The following is an 18685-nucleotide window of genomic DNA, read 5'->3' on the forward strand; positions in this document are numbered from 1 at the left end:
CGATGCCGTCCATCCCCTACGATCTCGCGGCATTCCTGGTTGAAGCCAAGCGGCGCACCTATGCGGGCCTCGATGACGACGCGACCGTGGCCATGCCGCTGCTCGCCGGCTCGAAACAGCTCGAGCATCGCGCGCCGCCTTACGCCTATCGCGATATCTATTTCGGGATGGGATTTTTCGCTGGGCAAGAAACCGTGTCGCGGGACGATCGCGTCATCTGGTCGATGAGCTATAGCGGCGGTGCGCGCGCGGAGATCGCGGATCGAGACACTTTTTTCGCGATCTACAAATTCCTGCGACAGGCGTTGCTGGGGGTGCGCGTCGAGGAGCCCTTTCGGGGACCGCGCCTGTTCGAGCAGGCGGACATGGTCTATCGCAACGAGGTCGAAGGCACCCTCGATCGCTTCCACGGCATCGAGACGATTGCACGGCATGATGGCGCATCGCTCTACGAGCTGCGGTATAGTGGCGGTATGTTGCGGTAAATCTGGCGAACCTTGCAGCGTAATCCGGGGCGGCTGGTCCCGCATTCCGCCCCGCTCCATGCGGGCTACGAGCCGGAGTTTGGAATAATGGCTACGATGACAGACGAACAAACCAACGAACCAAGCCGCAGCCGCTCGCCCTTCAACGCTATCCGCGCGATCGACTACACCGTCATCTTCGTGCGCGACATGGTGGCGATGCGCCGCTTCTACGAGGACGTGCTCGCCTTATCCCTGCTGCGCGAGCTGTCGCCGAACTGGATCGAGTACGGCCTGGGCAGCAACACGCTCGCGTTGGCCCGGCCAAGCCGGACCGCTGCCGATGCGCCGACGCCGGCGGGGAGCGCATCGCTGCAACTGGCTTTCAAGGTGGCCGCAGCCGAGGTCGATGCGTGTGCCGACGAGCTTGTGCGGCAGGGCGTGGCGCTGCTGTCACCACCGACGAACCAGCCGTTCGGGCATCGGACGCTGTTCTTTAGGGATCCCGACGGCAATCTTCTGGAGGTTTATGCCGAGATCTGAGACAGACGAGACCGAATGCCTTAAAAGTTCCACAGGGAATCCGCGACTTATTCACGTCGCGGTGAAACTTAGGCCCAGGTTCCGGCTTTGAGTTCGCGGGAGAGATTTTGTGAAGCGAATCCTGAAGCCCATCACCTACATCCTGGCCGCGATCTACTTTCTGGTGGATGCGGTGTTTATGGCCGTGGCGAGGCCGATCTCGCTCTGGCTCGGGCGGCATTTCGAATTCAAGCGGCTGCGCGCCTGGATCAAATCGCTGCCGCCTTATCCGTCGCTCGCGCTGTTTTCGGTGCCCGTGATCATTCTGGAGCCGATCAAGCCGCTGGCCGCGTACCTCGTCGCGACCGGTCAGTTCCTCAGCGGTGTGGCGGCGTTTGTCGGTTGCGAGCTGCTCAAGCTCGTGCTGGTTGAGCGCCTGTTCCATCTTACGCGCGACAAGCTGATGCGGATTCCGGCGTTCGCCTGGGTGTACGGGAAGTTCACCGAGATGAAGGCATGGCTGCAGGCCACCGAAGCCTGGCGCGCCATCCGCGCCTTGAGCCATGCGGCAAAAGACTATGTTTTGCGGACGAAGGCCAAGCTGGCCGGCAGCTTCAGCAGGCTCGTGACCTCCAGGGATTAGAGCCGCGCCTCTATGCGAGCTTGCGCGCTGCAGCGGTGGTCTTGTCGCCCGTGTTCGGCGTGCCCCTCGGCTCAATGAGCATCAGGTGAACCTCCTCGCGGGCCACCGGGCGGCGCTCGACACCCTTGGGCACGACATAGAGCTCGCCCGGTCCGAGCGTCACGGTGCGGTCCCGCAAGTCGATGTCCAGCTGGCCTTTCAGCACCAGAAAGAAATCGTCGGTGTCGTCGTGCTTGTGCCAGGTGAACTCTCCCTTCACCTTCACCACCATCACGTCGCAATCGTTGAAGGTCGTGATCGTGCGCGGTGACCAGAATTCCTGAAAGGTCGCGAGCTTGTCGGCAAGCGAGATGCTGTCTGACATGTTTCACCCGAATCCTGTTCTCTCGGCGCTTATGCACGAGACACGTGAGCAGAGACGCACTGCCAACGCCCGTCGCGGAATTGCCAGTCGTCCGTGTACCGGCCAGCACCTTCGCTACCGTCCGGCTTACGATAGCTGGTGCGTGCATGAATGATGGCGAAATCGCCGAGAATACGGATAATCACGTCGTGCTCACGAATGTCGCGTACCGTCGAGCCGCGGCCTATCTGCACGAGGAATGTCGGTCGGTCGATCAATGTGCCGTCCGGATTGGTGTTGCGAAAGTCCGACGCGAGATTGGCGTCGAACCAGGCTACATCGGCCTCGTCAACGGCGCGGACATAGTTGTGATTGAGATCCGCCAAAGCGGCCTCCGACGTCTTGTCGTCGGACATCTGTTGTTCTCCTGTTTGTCTGCTTGCGCGCCACCAATGGTACTTCAACCACTGTTCTAGGCCCGTGGGTCGCCTCGATCGGGCCCGGAGCCTGAGGCAATTTGCCGATCCGATGGTTCGGTGTCGATCGAACCGTGCCCCTTTGCCAAATCATTTGCCGTCACCGTCACGCCCACCACCTTCGTGCCCTCCAGTTCGCGCACGATGCGTTCATCCGGTCCGACGATGCCGAGATCGAACTCGCGCTCCGGCGTGATCAGGATCATGCGCTGGCCGACGATCACGACGACCGTCATGTCGCTATGCTCGCCTTCCACGGCCCAGGCACGGATCTCGCTGGCGTAGGGCTCCTTGCGCCATGCATTGGGAGTGCCGGGGTCGCAGCGGATCTCGACGCCGTCCTCGGACGTGGTCAGAACCAGCTTGGAGCGGCTCGGCTTCCAGCGCTCGTCGAGGAGGTCGTTGACGAGCCAGAGACAGCTGAAGCTTTCGCATTCGGCGGGCCGGTCGGCGTAGATCGCGCAGCCGCGGCCGGGCTTGCAATGCGCGCACCAGCTGCCCGCCGGCTTGGCGAGCGCCTCGATCCCCATCACCTTGCAGCAAAGCGTGCAGTCGCCGCACCGGCGTTCACCCGACGAGCTCATGGATGCATCCCTGGCACCTCCGATCCCGCACAATTTAGGCGAGATGGCCGCAAAAGTCCGCCGTTCCGGCCCAAAAGCGGGCTGGAGGCGTCAAAGCGCGCCAAAAGCGCCGGGCTGAGCATCCCGGGCTTATTCACCCTGTCGCCAATGCCATGCATCAAAGCCATGGTGATTTGGCCGCTTCTGGCGTAAAGAGCGTCCAAATCAAAATCATGATGGGTGTGACCGGGCCTTCTGCAGTGACTGCAGCGTCGGGCCCCTCGGCTTTCCGTTCCGCGCCCCCGGACCAACCAAGGTTTTCCATTCCGTGTCCTTTCCGGCCCTGACCCCGCCGCTCGCCCGTGCCTTGGCTGAGCGCAATTACGATTCACCGACCCCCGTTCAGCTCGCCGTGCTCGGCGAGGATGCGGTCGACCGCGACCTCCTGGTGTCGGCCCAGACCGGTTCGGGCAAGACCGTCGCGTACGGCTTGGCCATGGCCAAGGATTTGCTCGATGGTGCCGAGCGGTTCGAGCAGGCCGCCGCACCTTTGGCCCTGATCGTCGCACCGACCCGCGAGCTCGCCTTGCAGGTCCAGCGCGAGCTCACATGGCTCTATGAGCACGCGCGGGCGCGCGTCGTCTCCTGCGTCGGCGGCATGGACCCGCGCCGCGAGCAGCGCGAGTTGGCCGCCGGCGCGCACATCGTCGTCGGCACGCCAGGCCGCTTGTGCGATCATCTGCGGCGCAACCGCCTCGACATCTCGGAATTGAAGGTCGTCGTCCTCGATGAGGCCGACGAGATGCTCAATCTCGGTTTTCGCGAGGACATGGAGTTCATCCTCAAGACCACTCCGGACACGCGCCGCACCTTGTTGTTCTCGGCGACGTTTCCGCGCGGCATCGTGGCGCTGGCGAAGCAGTATCAGCAGCAGGCGTTTCGGATCGAGGTCGCCGGCGACGAAGGCGGTCACGCCGATATCGAATACCGCGCCATCCGGGTCGCTCCCGGCGATGTCGAGCATGCGGTCGTCAATGTGCTGCGCTTCTACGAGTCGCCGAGCGCACTGGTGTTCTGCAACACGCGCGATGCGGTCAGGCATTTGCAGGCGGCGCTGCTGGAGCGCGGTTTCTCGGTGGTCGCTCTCTCCGGTGAGTTGACGCAGAACGAACGCACCCAGGCGCTCCAGTCGCTCCGGGACGGGCGCGCCCGCATTTGCGTCGCGACCGACGTTGCCGCCCGCGGCATCGACCTGCCGAGCCTCGACCTGGTGATTCACGCGGACCTGCCGAACGATCCCGAGGTGATGCAGCATCGCTCGGGCCGCACCGGGCGCGCGGGCCGGAAGGGCGTCAGCGTCTTGCTGGTGCCGCCCGTGCGACGGCGGCGGGCCGAGGTGTTGTTGAATTTGTCCGGCATCGAGGCGAACTGGGGCACGGCGCCGCAGGCGGATGAGATTCGCAAGCTCGACCATGAGCGCATGAAGGACGTGTTGTTCACCGAGGAGACGTCCGCCGACGATGTCGAGCTGGCGAAGGCCTTGCTGGCCGAGCGATCGGCCGAGGACATCGCCGCAGCGCTCGCGCGGCTCTATCGCGCGCGGCTGCCGTCGCCGGAAGACATTCTCGATCCCGGCGAGGCGCGTGGTCGGCCGCGTGACGATCGCGGCCGCGACGATCGGACATCGCGCGGAGATCGCGCTCCGCGCGGCGATGACCGCTCCGAGCGGCCCCGACCCAAATCCGGGAAATCGTCGCCGAAGCATGGCATGACAGAAGCCACCGTATGGTTCCGGGCCAACATCGGACGACGAAAGAACGCGGAAGCGCGCTGGCTGTTGCCGATGATTTGCCGTCGCGGTGGCATCGACAAGGGCGACATCGGCGCCATCAAGATCCTGGACACCACGACCGAGTTCGAAATTTCCGAGCGGGTTGCGGAATCCTTCGCTGCCAAGATCAAGCGTCCGGACAAGGAAGACAATATCCGCCTCGAGCCGATGACCGGTGCGCCGCAAGCGCCGGCGGAGAAGCGCTCACGCGCTCCGAAACGCGATGAAGGTGACGACGATCATGCTGCCCGCCGCGGCGACAATCCGTGGAACGCGAACGGGCCGAAGCAGAACGACAGGCCGCGAGGAAAGCCGGAAGCCAGGCACCAAGGCAAGCCGAACGCCAAACCTCACGAAGGTGGCAAATTCGGCAAGCCGGCGTTTGGGAAGAAAGACAAGACATTCGGCAACAAATCCGGTGACGCCAAATATGCGCCGTCGGTCACCGAATGGCCGGGTTCTTCCGCGAAGAAGGGCAAGAAGAAGAACCGCAGCTGAACTGCCGCGCCAGTTAACGCAGACCGCGCGGGGAAGGGGACTATTCGCCGAGCCCGCGCAGCATGTAGGTCGCGCTCGCGCCGTAGGACAAAAGTTTGTCGCGCAGCGCAGCATCCGGTACGACACCTTGGAAGCCGAGACGCTCCCACAGCGGTCGCGTGCCGTAGACCGAGACCAGCGCAAGCGTTGTGATGCCTGATGATCGCGCGAGCTCTTCGATCTCTGTGACATAAGCGCGCGCCACGCCGCCGCGGAAGTCGGGCAGCACGGCGACATCGTGCAGATAGAGACAATCTGCAGCATCGGGCAATCGGTCGAGGAACCCGTCGAGCTGTGGAATCTGTTGCTGTATCCAGGGATGCGCGAGGCCGTAGCCTGCGATCTCGTGGCCTGCAGTGAGCACGCAACAGCCGTCCGGATAAAGCCGCATCTTTTCTGCGAATACTTCCGGACGCTCGGGGAGATCAGGATGAATTCGCGCCGCGATCGCGCTGATTGCGGCGAGGTCTCCGGCGTGCGCGCGCCGCCAATGTGGCTTGCTCATCTCGACTGTTCCGTCTCAACCATCGCAATTTATTCCGCGGCGCCGATGTGCGCAGCCAAAAATATCTTTGCGCCATTTTGAGGAATACCGCGCGCGATGCGGCGTCCTACCTCGTGCAAGCCAATTGCATGACAGGAGACACCATGACGACATCCTCGATCCGCCTCGCGCTCGCGCTCGCAGCAACACTCGCGCTCGCCTCGGCTGCATTCGCGGCGCCGCCGACCAAGACCGGCAAGACCGACAAGGGCAGCGTGCTCACCGACGCCAAGGGCATGTCGCTCTACACGTTCGACAAGGACATGGACGGCAAGTCGGCCTGCAACGGCCCGTGTGCGACAAACTGGCCGGCGCTGAAAGCCGAGGCCAGCGATGCGGCCGGCGACGGCTACACCGTCATCACCCGCGACGACGGCTCCAAGCAGTGGGCCCACAAGGGCAAGCCTCTCTACACTTTCGCCAAGGACACCAAGCCCGGCGACATCACCGGTGACGGCTTTCTGAACGGTGCCTGGCATCTGGCGATGCCGTAAGCGATCTCGAAGATGCGCGGGGCGGGCGGCGCCATGCCAGCCTGTCCTCGCATCGCGCGCTTTACGCAGGCGGAGCCGGTATCAGGCCAAAGCGTAGCATCGTCGCTTTCATCTGGACTGGATCGGGCGCGCCGGACGACAGCAGCGTCGCCATCTCCGTGAAATATTGCGGGCCCAGCACGCCGGGGCTCAAGATGCACAGGCATGTCGCCGGCCCGGTCGAACGGTTGGTAAAGCCGTGCACGATGCCGCGCTTGATGAAGACCGATTCTCCGGGGGCAAGGTCGCTCTGCTTGCCGTCGATCGTCCAGGTCGAGACACCGGACAGCCCGTAGATCGTTTCGTCCCAGCGGTCGTGATAGTGCGGGATCGGCATCCGCGCATTCGGCTGCAGCGTCATTTCGAAGATGTCGACGCTGCCGCCGGTGTCATCCTTGGTGTGCAGGAAGCGGAGCTGAAGCGTGCCGAAATTGATGATGTCGGACATGGCTGGGTCATCCTGGTGAGAGGTCGCATCGAGGTCGCGGTGCCCGCTCACATCGAAACGAAAGTTACCGCAGTCCCTCATACACTATCAGCCCGCGCTCGCCAGTGCTGATCTTAAGTTGGCGCATGCAATGGCAGCAACTTCAAAGACGCAAAATGTCTGCCTGCGCTACTGCGTCGCACGAATCCAATAAAATCAAATTGAGAGTCCGAAAGCGAACCGAAGCATCGACTTTCGTCGGCCATAGTTGGCTCCGGCAGGGGGCGAGAGCGGCATATCCGCAGCAGCATCCCACCATCGTGAGAGTAGGGGCACTGGTGTCCCGGTGCAGCACGCATCTGGACGCGTCGGGGAGTCTTCAATCCATTATCTAGTTTCGCTTGAAAGGATGAAAGCCCGTGAGTGATGTCAATGTGAAAGCCGAGACGAATGCCGCTCCGCTGAATGGGACGGCGAACGGAAATACAAAGCTCAAGTTCGACGTGCCGTTTTTCAACATCCAGGCGATGTTCGGCGATCTCACCGCGCCGGCGACCGCACGGGCCAAGGCAAATTTCGAGCAGATGAAGGCGACTTCCGAGGAGATCACCGCAGCTCTCTGCGACGCCTGTTCGACCAATGCCAGTCATGCCGCCGACTACGGCACCAAGGTCATCGAAATATCCAGGACCAATACCAGCTCTGCGCTGGAATTTTTCTCCCAGCTTGCGGATGCGAGGTCGTTTGCGGACCTCATGACCCTCTCCACCGCCCACGGTCGCAAGACCTTTGAAGCGGCTTCCGCCCAGAATCGGGAGCTTTGGGATCTGGCCCAGAAGGTCGCGACCGAGACGGCCGAACCGATCAAGAACAGCTTTAACAGGGTTCTGCACAGGGCTGCTTGAATCGAAGCAACCGGCCACGTGGATCGGCTGGACGAGCGTCTTCGCCAGAAGAGACGCCGTCCAGCGGGGGACGGCCAACCTCGCCGCGAGGTGATGCCGAGCTGGAGGGAAACCAAGATGGGTATGGTGATGATCAATTGCCCGGAAACGGGGAGCGCAATTCCGACAGGCATCGAGATGGATGGCGAAAGATTTCGCTCCAGTACGGTGTTCTTTTCGCGCACCTATTGCCGGATGTGCGCGGCGACGCATGAGTGGTTCGCCCGAGAGGCCTGGGTCTATGAAACGGTCTTGGCGAACGGGAAATCCGGGGGCGGGCAGCCATTCCGCGCCGGTGCGGCGTGAAGGAGCCTTAACGCATCCTGCGACACGATCCGATCGATCCTTCGGCTCATCACCTTGTAGCATTCGCAAGCGACGACCTCGAGCCGTTGCCTGTCGATTTCGAGCTGTCCGCGCCGATTGGATTTGATGGCCCTTGATGTACGAAGTGCGCTCACGACGTGCGTGACCGTGGTGCGCCGAACGCCGAGCAATTCCGACAGCGTCTCCTGGGTCAAGGGCAGCACGTCACCGCCGTCCGTCCGGTCGTGAATGTGAAGCAGCCAGCGAGCGAGGCGCGCTTCGACGGAATGCAGCGCGTTGCAGGCCGCGACGTGCAGGAATTGCGTCATCATCGCCCTGGTGACAATCTGAATCGCGCTTGCGATGACCGGACTGCGTTCGAGCACAGCTTGGAATCGCGCGGGCGAGATCTGGAGTGCGGTCCCGGCCACGCGGACAACCGCTGTCAGGGGGGATCGGACCGGACCGAGCGCCGTCATGAGTCCGACGACACCGTCGTTGCCGATCACCGCGGTTGCGGCCGTCTGTCCGTTCGGCAACTCCATGATGAGGGCGATCGCGCCGCTGCAGGGGAAGTAGAGGTGTTCGACCCGGTCGCCCGATTGAACGAGGACCGCGTCGTGCTCGATCGGTACTTTTCGCAAATGCGGTGCAAGCAAAGCGAAGTCGGCCGGCGGTAACGCAGCTAGCAGGCGGTTACCAACTCTGGTCGCGTGCTCCATCACGGGAATCGCCCCTCGACGGACGCTCGGCGGCGAGCAAACGCATTGTCACCGACCGAGCCGCGTTGCCGCGCACTCGCTTGGCACGGCAAAAGGACAAACGTTCTTCAACAGGTAAGGTTCCAATGATGGATCGCAAGCCTGCCGACCGACGCGGTCTGCCGTCCGACTCGCAGGATGAACACTGGGTCGGCCGTTCGCAAAAACTGCGCGCCCGACACGAGGGGCGCCCCTACCGCAGCCCCTCATACACCATCAGCCCGCGTGCGATCTGCAATTTTCGGATGGCGCGCGGCAGCAGCTTCTCCGGCTGGTGCAGATAGCGCCAGGAGGTGACGGTAAACGGGCCGAGCGCGCCGCATTCGTCGTCGAACGGCGCAAGCACGCCGGTCACGCTCACCGGCGTGTGCGGGCGGGCGTTGAAGGGCAGCAGCAGCAGCTCGAGATGGGCCTTGCTGCCGTCCTCGCGCGTGGCCGTGATACCGGCGATGGCGCCGAGCGTCTCGTCGGCGACGATGGCTGCGATCTCTTCGATCTCGCGGCGGCTGGCTTCAGTGAACATCGCCGTAAAGCTCTGGTCCTTGAGATCGCAGCCCGCGAGCGCACAGACGCGGGTGCCGGCGACGCGGAAGGGAAAGCCGGTTTCCGGCTCGCAGGACAGGACGAAGATGTCGCCGAGCAGCTCGCGTACGGCGGCCGGGTCGATATCGGCCCGATCAGGCGCTCGCGCGCTGCCGCGCTTCTTGTCCCAATACGCGAAGAACGCGCGGCTCGACGGATGTTTCATGACTGAACGCTTACCCCGGGGCCGCACCAGTGGGACAAACCTGTCCCGCTTCAGTGCACCTGAGATCCCTGTGTTGTTGTGCAGGAGGGGAATTGCAGCGTCCATGCCGCGGGGGCGTTTTTGGCCTCGCGCGGGCAGCCTTTGCGTCGTTAACGTTAAATTAACTATGCGCTTTGCCCCGACCGCGCGCCTGCTATGGTGATCGCGGTCGCAAGCCGCGCCGCTTTCTTCCAGGTTCTCGGCGAGGTCTGTACACGGGCGTCAAACAGTTTGGTCACTGGCCGCGGGGAGGGGTGGGGATACTCCTTGTTCCTCTGCAGTGCCGGCAAGATCGACACGGACAGGCGGGGCTTTCCCAGGGCCCTGCCTTTTCCTTTTGTGCACTTGCGCAAGGCTGGTAAAGGCGACTATCTCCAATCTGCTGCTTCGATCGCGCCTGAAAGCGAAACCGCCTTGGATTCCCCGCCACAACCACCGTCAGACCAGCCGGTCGTCGTCGAAGAGGCCCCACGCGAGCCGATCCTGACGCTGCCGTTGCCGCTGACGGCCTATGTCGTCCTGTTGGCGGTGATCCATCTGCGGGTGCTGCTGCCGCCGGAGCTGGAGAACTGGACCATCGACGTCTTCGGCTTCATCCCGAAGCGCTACGATTCCTCGCTGGTCAATTTGCAATTCGAGGGCGGCGCCGGTGCCAAGGTCTGGACCTTCGTCACCTATTCGCTGCTGCATGCCAATCTCACCCATCTCGCCTTCAACGTGCTGTGGCTGCTGCCGTTCGGCAGCGCGCTGGCGCGGCGCTTTGGCGCGGTGCGCTTCTTCGTGTTCCTGGCGGTGACGGCCGCGGCCGGCGCGCTTGCCCATCTCGTCACCCACGAGCACGCGGTGGTGCCGATGATCGGCGCCTCAGCCTCGGTGTCGGGCGCGATGGCGGCCGCAATCCGGTTCGCTTTCGTGCGCGGCAGCTTCCTGTCGTTCAGCCGTTCGGATGCAGATACCGCCGCAAAGGTTCCCGCTCTGCCGCTGTTGCAGGCTCTGCGCGACCGGCGGATCGTCGGCTTCCTGGGCGTGTGGTTTGCCCTCAACATCATCTTCGGCGTCGGCGCCATCGGCGTCGAAAGCGACAGTGCGGGCGTCGCCTGGGAGGCGCATATCGGCGGCTTCTTCGCAGGACTGTTGCTGTTCGCGCTGTTCGATCCCGTGCCGCGCGTGCGAAACGATGATGCTGCGGATGCGTCATCACAGGACATTTCAAACGGTATTTGAGGCGGCGCTTGCGGCGCGGCCCGAATTCATTCATCATTCCGGGAAGAATGTTCCGAAGCAGCAAGCTCATAGAAGCTGCGCTTCGCAAAGCGCCTGAACGTGAAACCGGCGCCGAAACTGTTAGTTGAAGACTCGCGAACAAGTCCGGACCGCGCAAAGCGGACGGCTCCGATTCAGGAGGCGACAATGACGGTACGTTCCATCCTCAATACCAAGGGCCACCAGATCATGAGCGTCGAGCCCGACGCCAAGCTGGCTGATGCGGTCAAGCTGCTCGCCGAGAAGAAGATCGGTGCGGTGCTGGTGATGAACCAGAGCCGGCTTGAAGGCATCCTGTCGGAGCGCGACATCGTTCGCGTGCTGGGCGAGCGCGGTGCGGGCGTGTTGGAGGAGCCGGTGAGCCAGGTCATGACCCGCAAGGTCGTCAGCTGCAAGGAGGCCGACACGGTCGCCGAGCTCATGGAGATGATGACCACCGGCAAGTTCCGCCATCTGCCGGTCGTCGACAATGGCAAGGTGGTCGGGCTGATCTCGATCGGCGACATCGTCAAGCGCCGAGTCCAGGAATACGAGTCCGAGCAGGAAGCCCTGCGCGATTACATCAAGACGGCCTGAGCCGCCTTACTCGCCGAGCTTACTCCAACGATTTGGGCGCGGCGCCTTCGGGCGCCGGCGCCAGCACGTGGATCGCCTCCTGGATCGAGTCCAGCGCGCGCTCGGCGGCGCGGGTGCCGAGCGCGATCAGGTCCTCGGAGCGATGGAAGTCGAACCAGCCGAACTGGCCGACCCGTGGCGTGATCAGGAGGTCCGGCGGATCGCCAGCGAGACGGGCGCGTGTGATGCGGTCCTGCATGATGTTGAAGGCATCGACCATCACCGAGGAGATGCCGGGACGTCCGGCGCTGCCGAAGAACTCGCGCTTCATGGTCTTCTCCGCCGAGAACAGGCGCGGAAAGCGCCGCTTGGCGGTCGTCGTCTCCTCGGGCACGGCCCTGACCGGAGCGGGCATTGCGCCGTGCGAATAGATCGTCGTGGAATGGGTGAAGATGTCGCTGGAAAGATTTGCCGCGATGACGATTTCGGCGCCGAGCGCGCGCGCAGCCGAGACTGGCACCGGATTCACCAGCGCGCCGTCGACCAGCCAGCGGTCGCCGATCAGGACGGGGGAAAAGATGCCGGGCAGGGCGTAGGAGGCACGCATCGCGTCGACCACGCGGCCGCGCGTCAGCCAGATCTCGTGGCCGGTGCGGACTTCGGTCGCGACGCTCGCGAACTTGATCGGCAGGTCCTCGATCAGGATGTGCCCGATCGCCTCTTCGAGACGGGTTGCCAGCTTCTCGCCGCCGAGCAGGCCGGAGCCGTCGAGGCGGATGTCGAGATAGCTGAGGATGTTGCGCATCCCTTGCAGGCTGCGTCCCCACTCTTCGAGCGTATCGAGCCGGCCGGCCGCATGGAGGCCGCCGACCACGGCGCCGATCGAGGTGCCGACCACGACATCGGGCACGATGCCGTTGGCCAGCAGCGTCCTCATGATACCGATATGGGCGAAACCGCGCGCCGCGCCGCCGCCGAGCGCCAGGCCGATGACCGGCTTGCGGATGCTGCCGAGGCCGACTTTTTCTCCGTTCGCGCCGTTCACGCCGCGCCCCTTCAAGATATCCAGCACCGAAAACTCTCCTACTCCCGCCGCCCTCACTCCAGAGTAGGCGCCGCGCTTCCGCTCCGCCAGAAGGAGGGCGAAGCTTGGTTTATAGCGTTCGGGACGCAGGGGGCAGGAGTGTGGCGGGGGCCGGTTGCCTCCGATGTAATCACGCAGGCATCAATCGGGTTCCATAGAACTGCCTCGGGCCGTATTTCGTGGGGTTTCAGAGGCTTGAATTTGCCGCGTTTTCGGTGAAAAGCAGAGGGTATGACTCTCGGGGGTGACGGCATCATCGGATGGCGGCGCGGTGGCAGGCTGCTGCCGGCGCTCGCCCTTGCCGCATGCCTCGTTTTTCTCGGCCAGAATGCCGCTCAAGCGCAGCTTTTCTCGGATCGGCCGCCGCCGGTGCCCCCGGCCTCGGTGCCCGATCCCGGCGGCGCCGTCAGCCTGGCGCCGCCCTCCGGTCCGGGCGCCGGTCCGCCGCCGAGCCTGCCTCCGACCCTGACGCAGCCGAACACGCCCAGCATGCCGCCGCCCGCGGTGACGAGCGTTCCGCCGGCAGCCCCCCTCAATGCGGCCGCGCCCGGACAGGCCGTGCTGTCCCTGAGCGCCAAATACGGCAAGGACACGCCTGCGATCAGCAGCGGCCTGGTATGGCGGGTGTTTGCCGATCGTCCCGACGAGAACGGCACCTTCAAGCTGATCCGCGAGGATCGCAGTGCGACGCCCAACATCGTGCTGCCGCCCGGCAACTACGTTGTGCACGTCGCCTTCGGCCTCGTCAGCGCGGTGCGCACCGTCAGCCTGAAGGCTGAGACCGATCGCGAATCCTTCGTGCTGCCGGCCGGGGGCTTGCGCATCGAAGGCCGCGTCGGCACCAGCCGCATTCCGCTGAACCAGATCTCGTTCGCGATCTACAAGGGCAGCCAGTTCGAAACCGGCGAGCGCGCCTCGCTGGTGCCGAACGTCGCCGCCGGCGACGTCGTGCTGCTGCCGGAGGGCACCTACTACATCATCTCCAATTACGGCGACGCCAATTCGGTGGTGCGCTCGGACATCCGCGTCCAGGCCGGCAAGCTCACCGACGTCACCATCACCCACCGCGCCGCCGTGATCACGCTCAAGCTCGTCAGCGACAAGGGCGGCGAGGCGCTCGCCAACACCGCCTGGTCGGTGCTGACGCCCGGCGGCGACGTGATCAAGGAATCGATCGGTGCCTTCCCGCGCGTCGTGCTCTCCGAAGGCGAATACCGCGCCATCGCCAAGAACGAGGGCAAGGTCTACGAGCGCGGTTTCAATGTCGTCAACGGCGTCGACGGCGAAGTCGAAGTCGTCGCGCGCTGATCCTCACTTCCGATATCGCAGCGCCTCCACCAGCACGGCAAACGCCGGCGTCGGCTGCCGCCGGCTCGGATAATACAGGTGATAGCCCGCGAACGGCGCGCACCAGTCGGCGAGCACGCGGATCAGCCGGCCGTCGGCGATCTCGCCTTTCACGAGATCTTCCGGGATGTAGGCGAGGCCAAGCCCGGCCAGCACGGCATTCATCCGGAGCAGGCCGGTGTTGAACACGAGTTGGCCGTCGACGCGCACCTTCATGACGCGGCCGCGCTTCTCGAACTCCCAGGCATAGATCCCGCCATAGGTCGGCAGGCGGAGGTTGATGCAATTGTGCCCGGTGAGGTCCTGCGGCTGCTTCGGCTTGCCGCGCGCGGTGAAATAGGCGGGCGCGCCGACCACGGCCATCCGCATCTCCGGCCCGATCCGCACCGCGATCATGTCCCTGGCGACCTGCTCGCCGAGACGCACGCCGGCGTCGTAGCGCTCGGCGACGATGTCTGTGAGGCCATAGTCGACGACGAGCTCGACCTTGATGTCGGGATAGCGCGGCAACAGCTTTGCGAGCGCCGGCCACAGGATGGTCTCCGCCGCATGATCGCCGGCGGTGATGCGGACGGTGCCGGCCGGTGTGGCGCGCAGCTCCGTCAGCGCCGACAGCTCGGCGTCGATATCGTCGAAGCGCGGCCCGATATTGCGCAGCAGCCGCTCGCCGGCCTCCGTCGGCGCGACGCTGCGGGTGGTGCGGGTGAGGAGCCTCAAGCCGAGCCGCTCCTCCAGCGCGCGCACCGTGTGGCTCAGCGCCGATTGCGACACGCCGAGCTGAGCGGCAGCGCGGGTAAAGCTGCGCTCGCGCGCGACGGCGAGAAAGGCGAGCAGGTCGTTGGTGTTGGTGCGGGCCATTCATGAATCCTGATCATGAGTACATGCCGGTTTTATCACCTAATCGCGGGGCCGCGCGCGGCTTAAGTTCGCAGCCGAACATGATCTTCAAAGGAGAGCTGCAATGCAGACGCGCAAACTGGGCACAAGTGGTCTCGAGGTGTCGGCCCTCGGCCTCGGCTGCATGGGATTGAGTTACGGCTACGGCCCCGCGACCGAAACATCGCAGGCGATCGCGCTGATCAGGACCGCATTCGAACGCGGCGTCACTTTCTTCGACACCGCCGAGGCCTATGGCCCCTTCGTCAACGAGGAGCTTTTGGGCGAAGCGCTGGCGCCATTCCGCGACAGAGTGGTGATCGCCACCAAGTTCGGCTTCAAGGGTGGCAAGGTCGATGCCGGGCTCGACAGCTCCCCCGTCAACGTCAAGGCGGTGGCAGAGGCCGCGCTGAAGCGGCTCAAGACCGACCGCATCGACCTGTTCTATCAGCATCGCGTCGATCCCGCGGTGCCGATCGAGGACACCGCGGGCGCCGTCAAAGATCTGATCCGCGAGGGCAAGGTGCTGCATTTCGGCCTGTCCGAGGCGGGCGCGGCGAGCATCCGCCGTGCTCACGCGGTGCAGTCCGTCACCGCGCTGCAAAGCGAATATTCGCTGTGGTGGCGCGAGCCGGAGCAGGAGATCCTGCCGACGCTGGAGGAGCTCGGCATCGGCTTCGTGCCGTTCAGCCCGCTCGGCAAGGGCTTTCTGACCGGCGCGATCAACGAGAGCACGACGTTCGACAGCAGCGATTTCCGCAACATCGTACCGCGCTTCTCATCGAGCGCACGCAAAGCCAATCAGGCGCTGATCGATCTGCTCGGCGGCATCGCTGCAACGCGGAAGGTGACGCCTGCGCAGATCGCGCTGGCGTGGCTTCTTGCACAGAAGCCGTGGATCGTGCCGATACCCGGCACCACCAAGCTGCACCGCCTCGAGGAAAATCTCGGCGCGGCTGCAGTGACGCTGTCGACTGCGGATCTCGCTGCGATTCAAGGGCTGCTCGCCAGTGTGGCGGTGCAAGGCGACCGTTATCCCGCACATCTCCAGGCGCGGGTCGGTCGCTAACATCTGTTGTGAATGTCCGGTGAGTGTTCGCTTACCGGACATTTCCATCCTGTGTATCGCTGTAAGCGCTACCAAGCTCGGCAGCGGAGGAAAGAAATAACACCGGCGGCATCGGCTTATTCCAGGCTCGTTGCGACTTCGTCATACCAGTGCAAGATACGTATTTCCGATAATCAATTTAATTCGCTTTCCATCCTGCTGGGTTATATGTCGGGCATCCGTCCAATGGGGGAGGCCGGCGCAAGCCTTGTGGGCTTGCGCGACCGGCTAAGGAGCAGGGGACCAAGCGCGTCGGCATGTTCGAAGTGATCCTCACTAGGCGCAAACGGTTCGGTTGGCGGTGGCAGGTCTGTGACCAGTCCGGCAAGATATTTGCCGATGGCTTCGAGCGCACGCGGCCGTCCGCCAAATACTATGGCGAGCGCGCGCTGTTCTTCCTGTTGTCGCAGGCCCATTTGCGCAATCGTTCCGCGGCTGCGAGCGAGGACTAGTTTGCGCGCGAAGCTTCGTAGCCCGGATGGAGCGCAGCGCAATCCGGGGCCTTCGGCTTCTTGGCGAAAATCCCGGATTACGCTTCGCTCCATCCGGGCTACAGACTCCAACTCAGATATCGACCACCAGCTTGCCCTTGGCGGCGTGATCCCTGATCAGCGCATAGGCCTCGCCAACGCTCTCCATCGTGAAGCGCCTGTTATCGAGCAGCGGCACCAGCTTGCCGGCCTCGGCGAGCCGTGTCGCCTCCGCCATGATCTCCCCGTGATGCGCGCGGCCTTCGCCTGAGAGCAGCGGCAGCAGTGTGAACACGCCGGAATAGGTGGCGGCGCGGAACGACAGCGGCGCCAGCGCATGTGTGCCCCAGCCGAGCGCGCTCACGACATGGCCAAAGCGGCGCACCGCCGCAAACGAGGCATCGAGCACCTTGCCGCCGACGGTGTCGTAGACGATGTCGAAGCCGCGGCCTCCGGTGTGCTCGGCGACGTAAGCCTCAACCGCGGTGCCGCGATCGATGAAGACGGCGCCAAAGCCTTCGATCGTCGTGCGCTGCGACGCCGAGCCGGTCGCGAACACCTCCGCGCCGAATGCGCGCGCGATCTGGATCGCGACATGGCCGACGCCGCCCGCGCCGCCGTGGATCAAAACCTCCTGTCCGGCCTTCAAGGCGGCGCGGTCGATCAGGCCTTCCCATGCCGTGATGAAGATGAGGGGCAGGGCGGCCGCTTCGCGCATGCTGAAATTGGCCGGCTTCAACGCCAGCAGGTCGGCGTCGACAGCGGCGAACTCGGCGAGCGATCCCTGCACGCCGCCGACGCCACCGGTCATGCCGTAAACTTCGTCGCCCGGCTTGAACCGCGAGACCTCGCGCCCGGTCTGCTCGACCACGCCGGCGAGATCGATGCCGGGGATCGCGGGCAGCGGATGGCGGGCATGGGCGGCAGCACCCGCATGGATCTTGGTGTCGAGCGGATTGACCCCGCTCGCACGGACCCGCACCAGCACCGCGCGCGGGCCGATCTCGGGTGTGGAGATGGTGGAGAGGCGCAAGGGCGCGTTGTGGGTCTCCAGCACGCCTGCGCGCATCGTCGATTGTCTTGTCATGATCGTCTTGCTCCGTTGTCGGCCTCCAATATGCCCATGATTTTTTGCATGGGAAGGAACAAGGATGTACGATGGTCGTGCATTTTTGAATGGGCGGGATTCCGATGGAGTGGAGCGATCTGCGCATCTTCCTGGCGATTGCGCGCGAAGGCACGCTCGGCGCCGCCGCGCGAAAAATCGGCCAGACCCAGCCGACCATGGGGCGGCGGCTGCGCGCGCTCGAACAGGCACTCGGGCAGACGCTGTTCCAGCGCACCGCGGACGGTTTTGTGCTGACCGACGAGGGCACGGCCGTGCTGGCGCATGCCGAGCGGATCGAGGAGGAGGCGATCGCGCTTGAACGGCAGGCGACGGGGACGGAGACGCAGCTCGACGGCACCTTGCGTCTCTCCTCATCGGACTGGTTTGGCACGGTGCTGCTGTCGCCGGTGATCGCGGCCTTCGGCAAGCGCCATCCCAGGGTGATCGTCGAGCTCCTGACCGACGCGCGGCTCTACAGCCTGCCGCGGCGCGAGGCCGATCTCGTGTTTCGCATCAAGCCGTTCGATGAGCCCGAAGTCATTTCCAGAAAACTGCTCCACATTCCCTACGCGCTCTACGGCAAGAAGGGCAGCAAGCCGCCGCGTGCCGGTGACGGCAGCGGCGTCCGCGTCGTGACCATGAACGCGGAATTTTCCGACATGCCCGACGCGGTCTGGCTGAAGCGCACGCTGCCGAAGGCGGAAATCGCCTCGCGCAGCAACAATCGCCAGGCGCAGGCCGAGCTCTGCGCCGGCGGTGGCGGCCTCGCGGTGCTGCCACGCCCGCTCGGTGATCGCGATCGCCGCCTCGTCGCGCTCGACATCGGCGCGAGCCCGCCCGGTCGCGCCACCTATGTCGGCTATCACCGCGATCTCAGGCGGCTGGCGCGGCTGCGCGCGCTGCTGGATCTGGTGATCGAGCGGCTGGCGGTCACGACTCCGTAGCCCGGATGGAGCGCAGCGAAATCCGGGGGCCGCTCGTTCCACTTGGATGGATTCCCGGATTACGCTTCGCTCCATCCGGGCTACGAGACCTTGCGTTGCCCGACCAGGCTGAGCAAGAAATAGTCGTTAGCGGCCTCAGGCCGGAACGAAGCGGCCGATTGGGAGCGGCGGCCGGATATTGGTCCAGAGTGCCTCTGGAGCAACCTGGATGGGCTGCAGGAGGGCTGCGAGGATACATCGGCAAACAGC

General features: G+C 64.3%; 22 protein-coding genes. 12 read left to right on the forward strand and 10 right to left on the reverse strand.

Annotated features, from left to right (window positions below; genetic code table 11):
* Positions 1–2: 2 nt before the first annotated feature.
* From FXB40_RS45370 to FXB40_RS45380, 3 genes are all read left to right on the forward strand, one after another.
* Complete coding sequence (locus FXB40_RS45370) at positions 3–485, forward strand: DUF5680 domain-containing protein (RefSeq protein ID WP_148778747.1); 483 nt, start codon at positions 3–5, stop codon at positions 483–485.
* A 96-nt stretch (positions 486–581) separates the two neighbouring features.
* Positions 582–1007 carry a VOC family protein gene (locus FXB40_RS45375; RefSeq protein WP_148778748.1) on the forward strand — a complete coding sequence of 142 codons (426 nt, stop codon included), beginning with the start codon at positions 582–584 and terminating at the stop codon, positions 1005–1007.
* 109 nt (positions 1008–1116) lie between these two features.
* Entirely contained in the window at positions 1117–1629 is a 513-nt protein-coding gene (locus tag FXB40_RS45380) for a hypothetical protein (RefSeq protein ID WP_148778749.1), read from the forward strand.
* Between the two features lie 10 nt (positions 1630–1639).
* On the opposite strand, the gene FXB40_RS45385 is transcribed toward FXB40_RS45380, so the two are convergent.
* From FXB40_RS45385 to FXB40_RS45395, 3 genes are read right to left on the reverse strand one after another with little or no spacing between them, the layout of a single operon-like run.
* Positions 1640–1993 carry a cupin domain-containing protein gene (locus tag FXB40_RS45385; protein WP_148778750.1) on the reverse strand — a complete coding sequence of 118 codons (354 nt, stop codon included), beginning with the start codon at positions 1991–1993 and terminating at the stop codon, positions 1640–1642.
* 29 nt (positions 1994–2022) lie between these two features.
* The gene (locus FXB40_RS45390) at positions 2023–2388 is read right to left on the reverse strand and encodes a nuclear transport factor 2 family protein (protein WP_148778751.1); all 366 of its coding nucleotides are present in this window, start codon (positions 2386–2388) and stop codon (positions 2023–2025) included.
* Between the two features lie 56 nt (positions 2389–2444).
* Positions 2445–2978, reverse strand: coding sequence for a hypothetical protein (locus tag FXB40_RS45395; RefSeq protein ID WP_246208354.1), 534 nt, complete (start codon positions 2976–2978; stop codon positions 2445–2447).
* A gap of 361 nt (positions 2979–3339) precedes the next feature.
* On the opposite strand from FXB40_RS45395, the gene FXB40_RS45400 reads away from it, so the two are divergent.
* Positions 3340–5340 carry a DEAD/DEAH box helicase gene (locus tag FXB40_RS45400; RefSeq protein ID WP_148778752.1) on the forward strand — a complete coding sequence of 667 codons (2001 nt, stop codon included), beginning with the start codon at positions 3340–3342 and terminating at the stop codon, positions 5338–5340.
* A gap of 40 nt (positions 5341–5380) precedes the next feature.
* On the opposite strand, the gene FXB40_RS45405 is transcribed toward FXB40_RS45400, so the two are convergent.
* Positions 5381–5884, reverse strand: coding sequence for a GNAT family N-acetyltransferase (locus FXB40_RS45405; protein WP_148778753.1), 504 nt, complete (start codon positions 5882–5884; stop codon positions 5381–5383).
* A gap of 143 nt (positions 5885–6027) precedes the next feature.
* Between FXB40_RS45405 and FXB40_RS45410 the strand changes: the two genes are divergently transcribed.
* Complete coding sequence (locus FXB40_RS45410; RefSeq protein WP_148778754.1) at positions 6028–6417, forward strand: COG4315 family predicted lipoprotein; 390 nt, start codon at positions 6028–6030, stop codon at positions 6415–6417.
* Positions 6418–6478: 61 nt separating this feature from the next.
* On the opposite strand, the gene FXB40_RS45415 is transcribed toward FXB40_RS45410, so the two are convergent.
* Positions 6479–6904, reverse strand: a complete 426-nt coding sequence (locus FXB40_RS45415; protein ID WP_148778755.1) for a cupin domain-containing protein — start codon at positions 6902–6904, stop codon at positions 6479–6481.
* A gap of 398 nt (positions 6905–7302) precedes the next feature.
* On the opposite strand from FXB40_RS45415, the gene FXB40_RS45420 reads away from it, so the two are divergent.
* A complete protein-coding gene (locus FXB40_RS45420) occupies positions 7303–7788 on the forward strand; it encodes a phasin (RefSeq protein ID WP_148778756.1) in 486 nt (161 codons plus the stop codon).
* 278 nt (positions 7789–8066) lie between these two features.
* Here FXB40_RS45420 and FXB40_RS45430 read toward each other — a convergent pair whose 3' ends face one another.
* Together FXB40_RS45430 and FXB40_RS45435 are read right to left on the reverse strand one after the other, a co-directional pair.
* A complete protein-coding gene (locus tag FXB40_RS45430) occupies positions 8067–8858 on the reverse strand; it encodes a Crp/Fnr family transcriptional regulator (RefSeq protein ID WP_148778758.1) in 792 nt (263 codons plus the stop codon).
* A gap of 229 nt (positions 8859–9087) precedes the next feature.
* Positions 9088–9642, reverse strand: a complete 555-nt coding sequence (locus FXB40_RS45435; RefSeq protein ID WP_187437579.1) for a PAS domain-containing protein — start codon at positions 9640–9642, stop codon at positions 9088–9090.
* A 453-nt stretch (positions 9643–10095) separates the two neighbouring features.
* On the opposite strand from FXB40_RS45435, the gene FXB40_RS45440 reads away from it, so the two are divergent.
* On the forward strand, positions 10096–10905 hold the full coding sequence (locus FXB40_RS45440; RefSeq protein WP_148778759.1) for a rhomboid family intramembrane serine protease: 810 nt from the start codon (positions 10096–10098) through the stop codon (positions 10903–10905).
* Positions 10906–11091: 186 nt separating this feature from the next.
* Positions 11092–11520, forward strand: a complete 429-nt coding sequence (locus FXB40_RS45445; protein ID WP_148778760.1) for a CBS domain-containing protein — start codon at positions 11092–11094, stop codon at positions 11518–11520.
* A gap of 19 nt (positions 11521–11539) precedes the next feature.
* Here the strand turns inward: FXB40_RS45445 and FXB40_RS45450 are convergent, their stop codons facing one another.
* Positions 11540–12571, reverse strand: a complete 1032-nt coding sequence (locus tag FXB40_RS45450) for a patatin-like phospholipase family protein (RefSeq protein WP_148778761.1) — start codon at positions 12569–12571, stop codon at positions 11540–11542.
* Positions 12572–12814: 243 nt separating this feature from the next.
* Here FXB40_RS45450 and FXB40_RS45455 point away from each other — a divergent pair, with 243 nt between their 5' ends.
* Positions 12815–13891, forward strand: coding sequence for a hypothetical protein (locus FXB40_RS45455; RefSeq protein ID WP_148778762.1), 1077 nt, complete (start codon positions 12815–12817; stop codon positions 13889–13891).
* 3 nt (positions 13892–13894) lie between these two features.
* Here FXB40_RS45455 and FXB40_RS45460 read toward each other — a convergent pair whose 3' ends face one another.
* Positions 13895–14788, reverse strand: a complete 894-nt coding sequence (locus FXB40_RS45460; protein ID WP_148778763.1) for a LysR family transcriptional regulator — start codon at positions 14786–14788, stop codon at positions 13895–13897.
* 103 nt (positions 14789–14891) lie between these two features.
* Between FXB40_RS45460 and FXB40_RS45465 the strand changes: the two genes are divergently transcribed.
* Positions 14892–15875 (forward strand): aldo/keto reductase, encoded by a 984-nt coding sequence (locus FXB40_RS45465; protein WP_148778764.1) that lies wholly within the window; start codon positions 14892–14894, stop codon positions 15873–15875.
* 296 nt (positions 15876–16171) lie between these two features.
* Positions 16172–16366, forward strand: coding sequence for a hypothetical protein (locus FXB40_RS45470; RefSeq protein ID WP_148778765.1), 195 nt, complete (start codon positions 16172–16174; stop codon positions 16364–16366).
* Between the two features lie 112 nt (positions 16367–16478).
* Here the strand turns inward: FXB40_RS45470 and FXB40_RS45475 are convergent, their stop codons facing one another.
* A complete protein-coding gene (locus tag FXB40_RS45475) occupies positions 16479–17471 on the reverse strand; it encodes a zinc-dependent alcohol dehydrogenase family protein (RefSeq protein WP_210352243.1) in 993 nt (330 codons plus the stop codon).
* A gap of 104 nt (positions 17472–17575) precedes the next feature.
* Here FXB40_RS45475 and FXB40_RS45480 point away from each other — a divergent pair, with 104 nt between their 5' ends.
* Positions 17576–18436 carry a LysR family transcriptional regulator gene (locus tag FXB40_RS45480; protein ID WP_148778766.1) on the forward strand — a complete coding sequence of 287 codons (861 nt, stop codon included), beginning with the start codon at positions 17576–17578 and terminating at the stop codon, positions 18434–18436.
* Positions 18437–18685: the final 249 nt, after the last annotated feature.

It is taken from the genome of Bradyrhizobium rifense, assembly GCF_008123425.1.
Lineage (GTDB): Bacteria > Pseudomonadota > Alphaproteobacteria > Rhizobiales > Xanthobacteraceae > Bradyrhizobium > Bradyrhizobium rifense.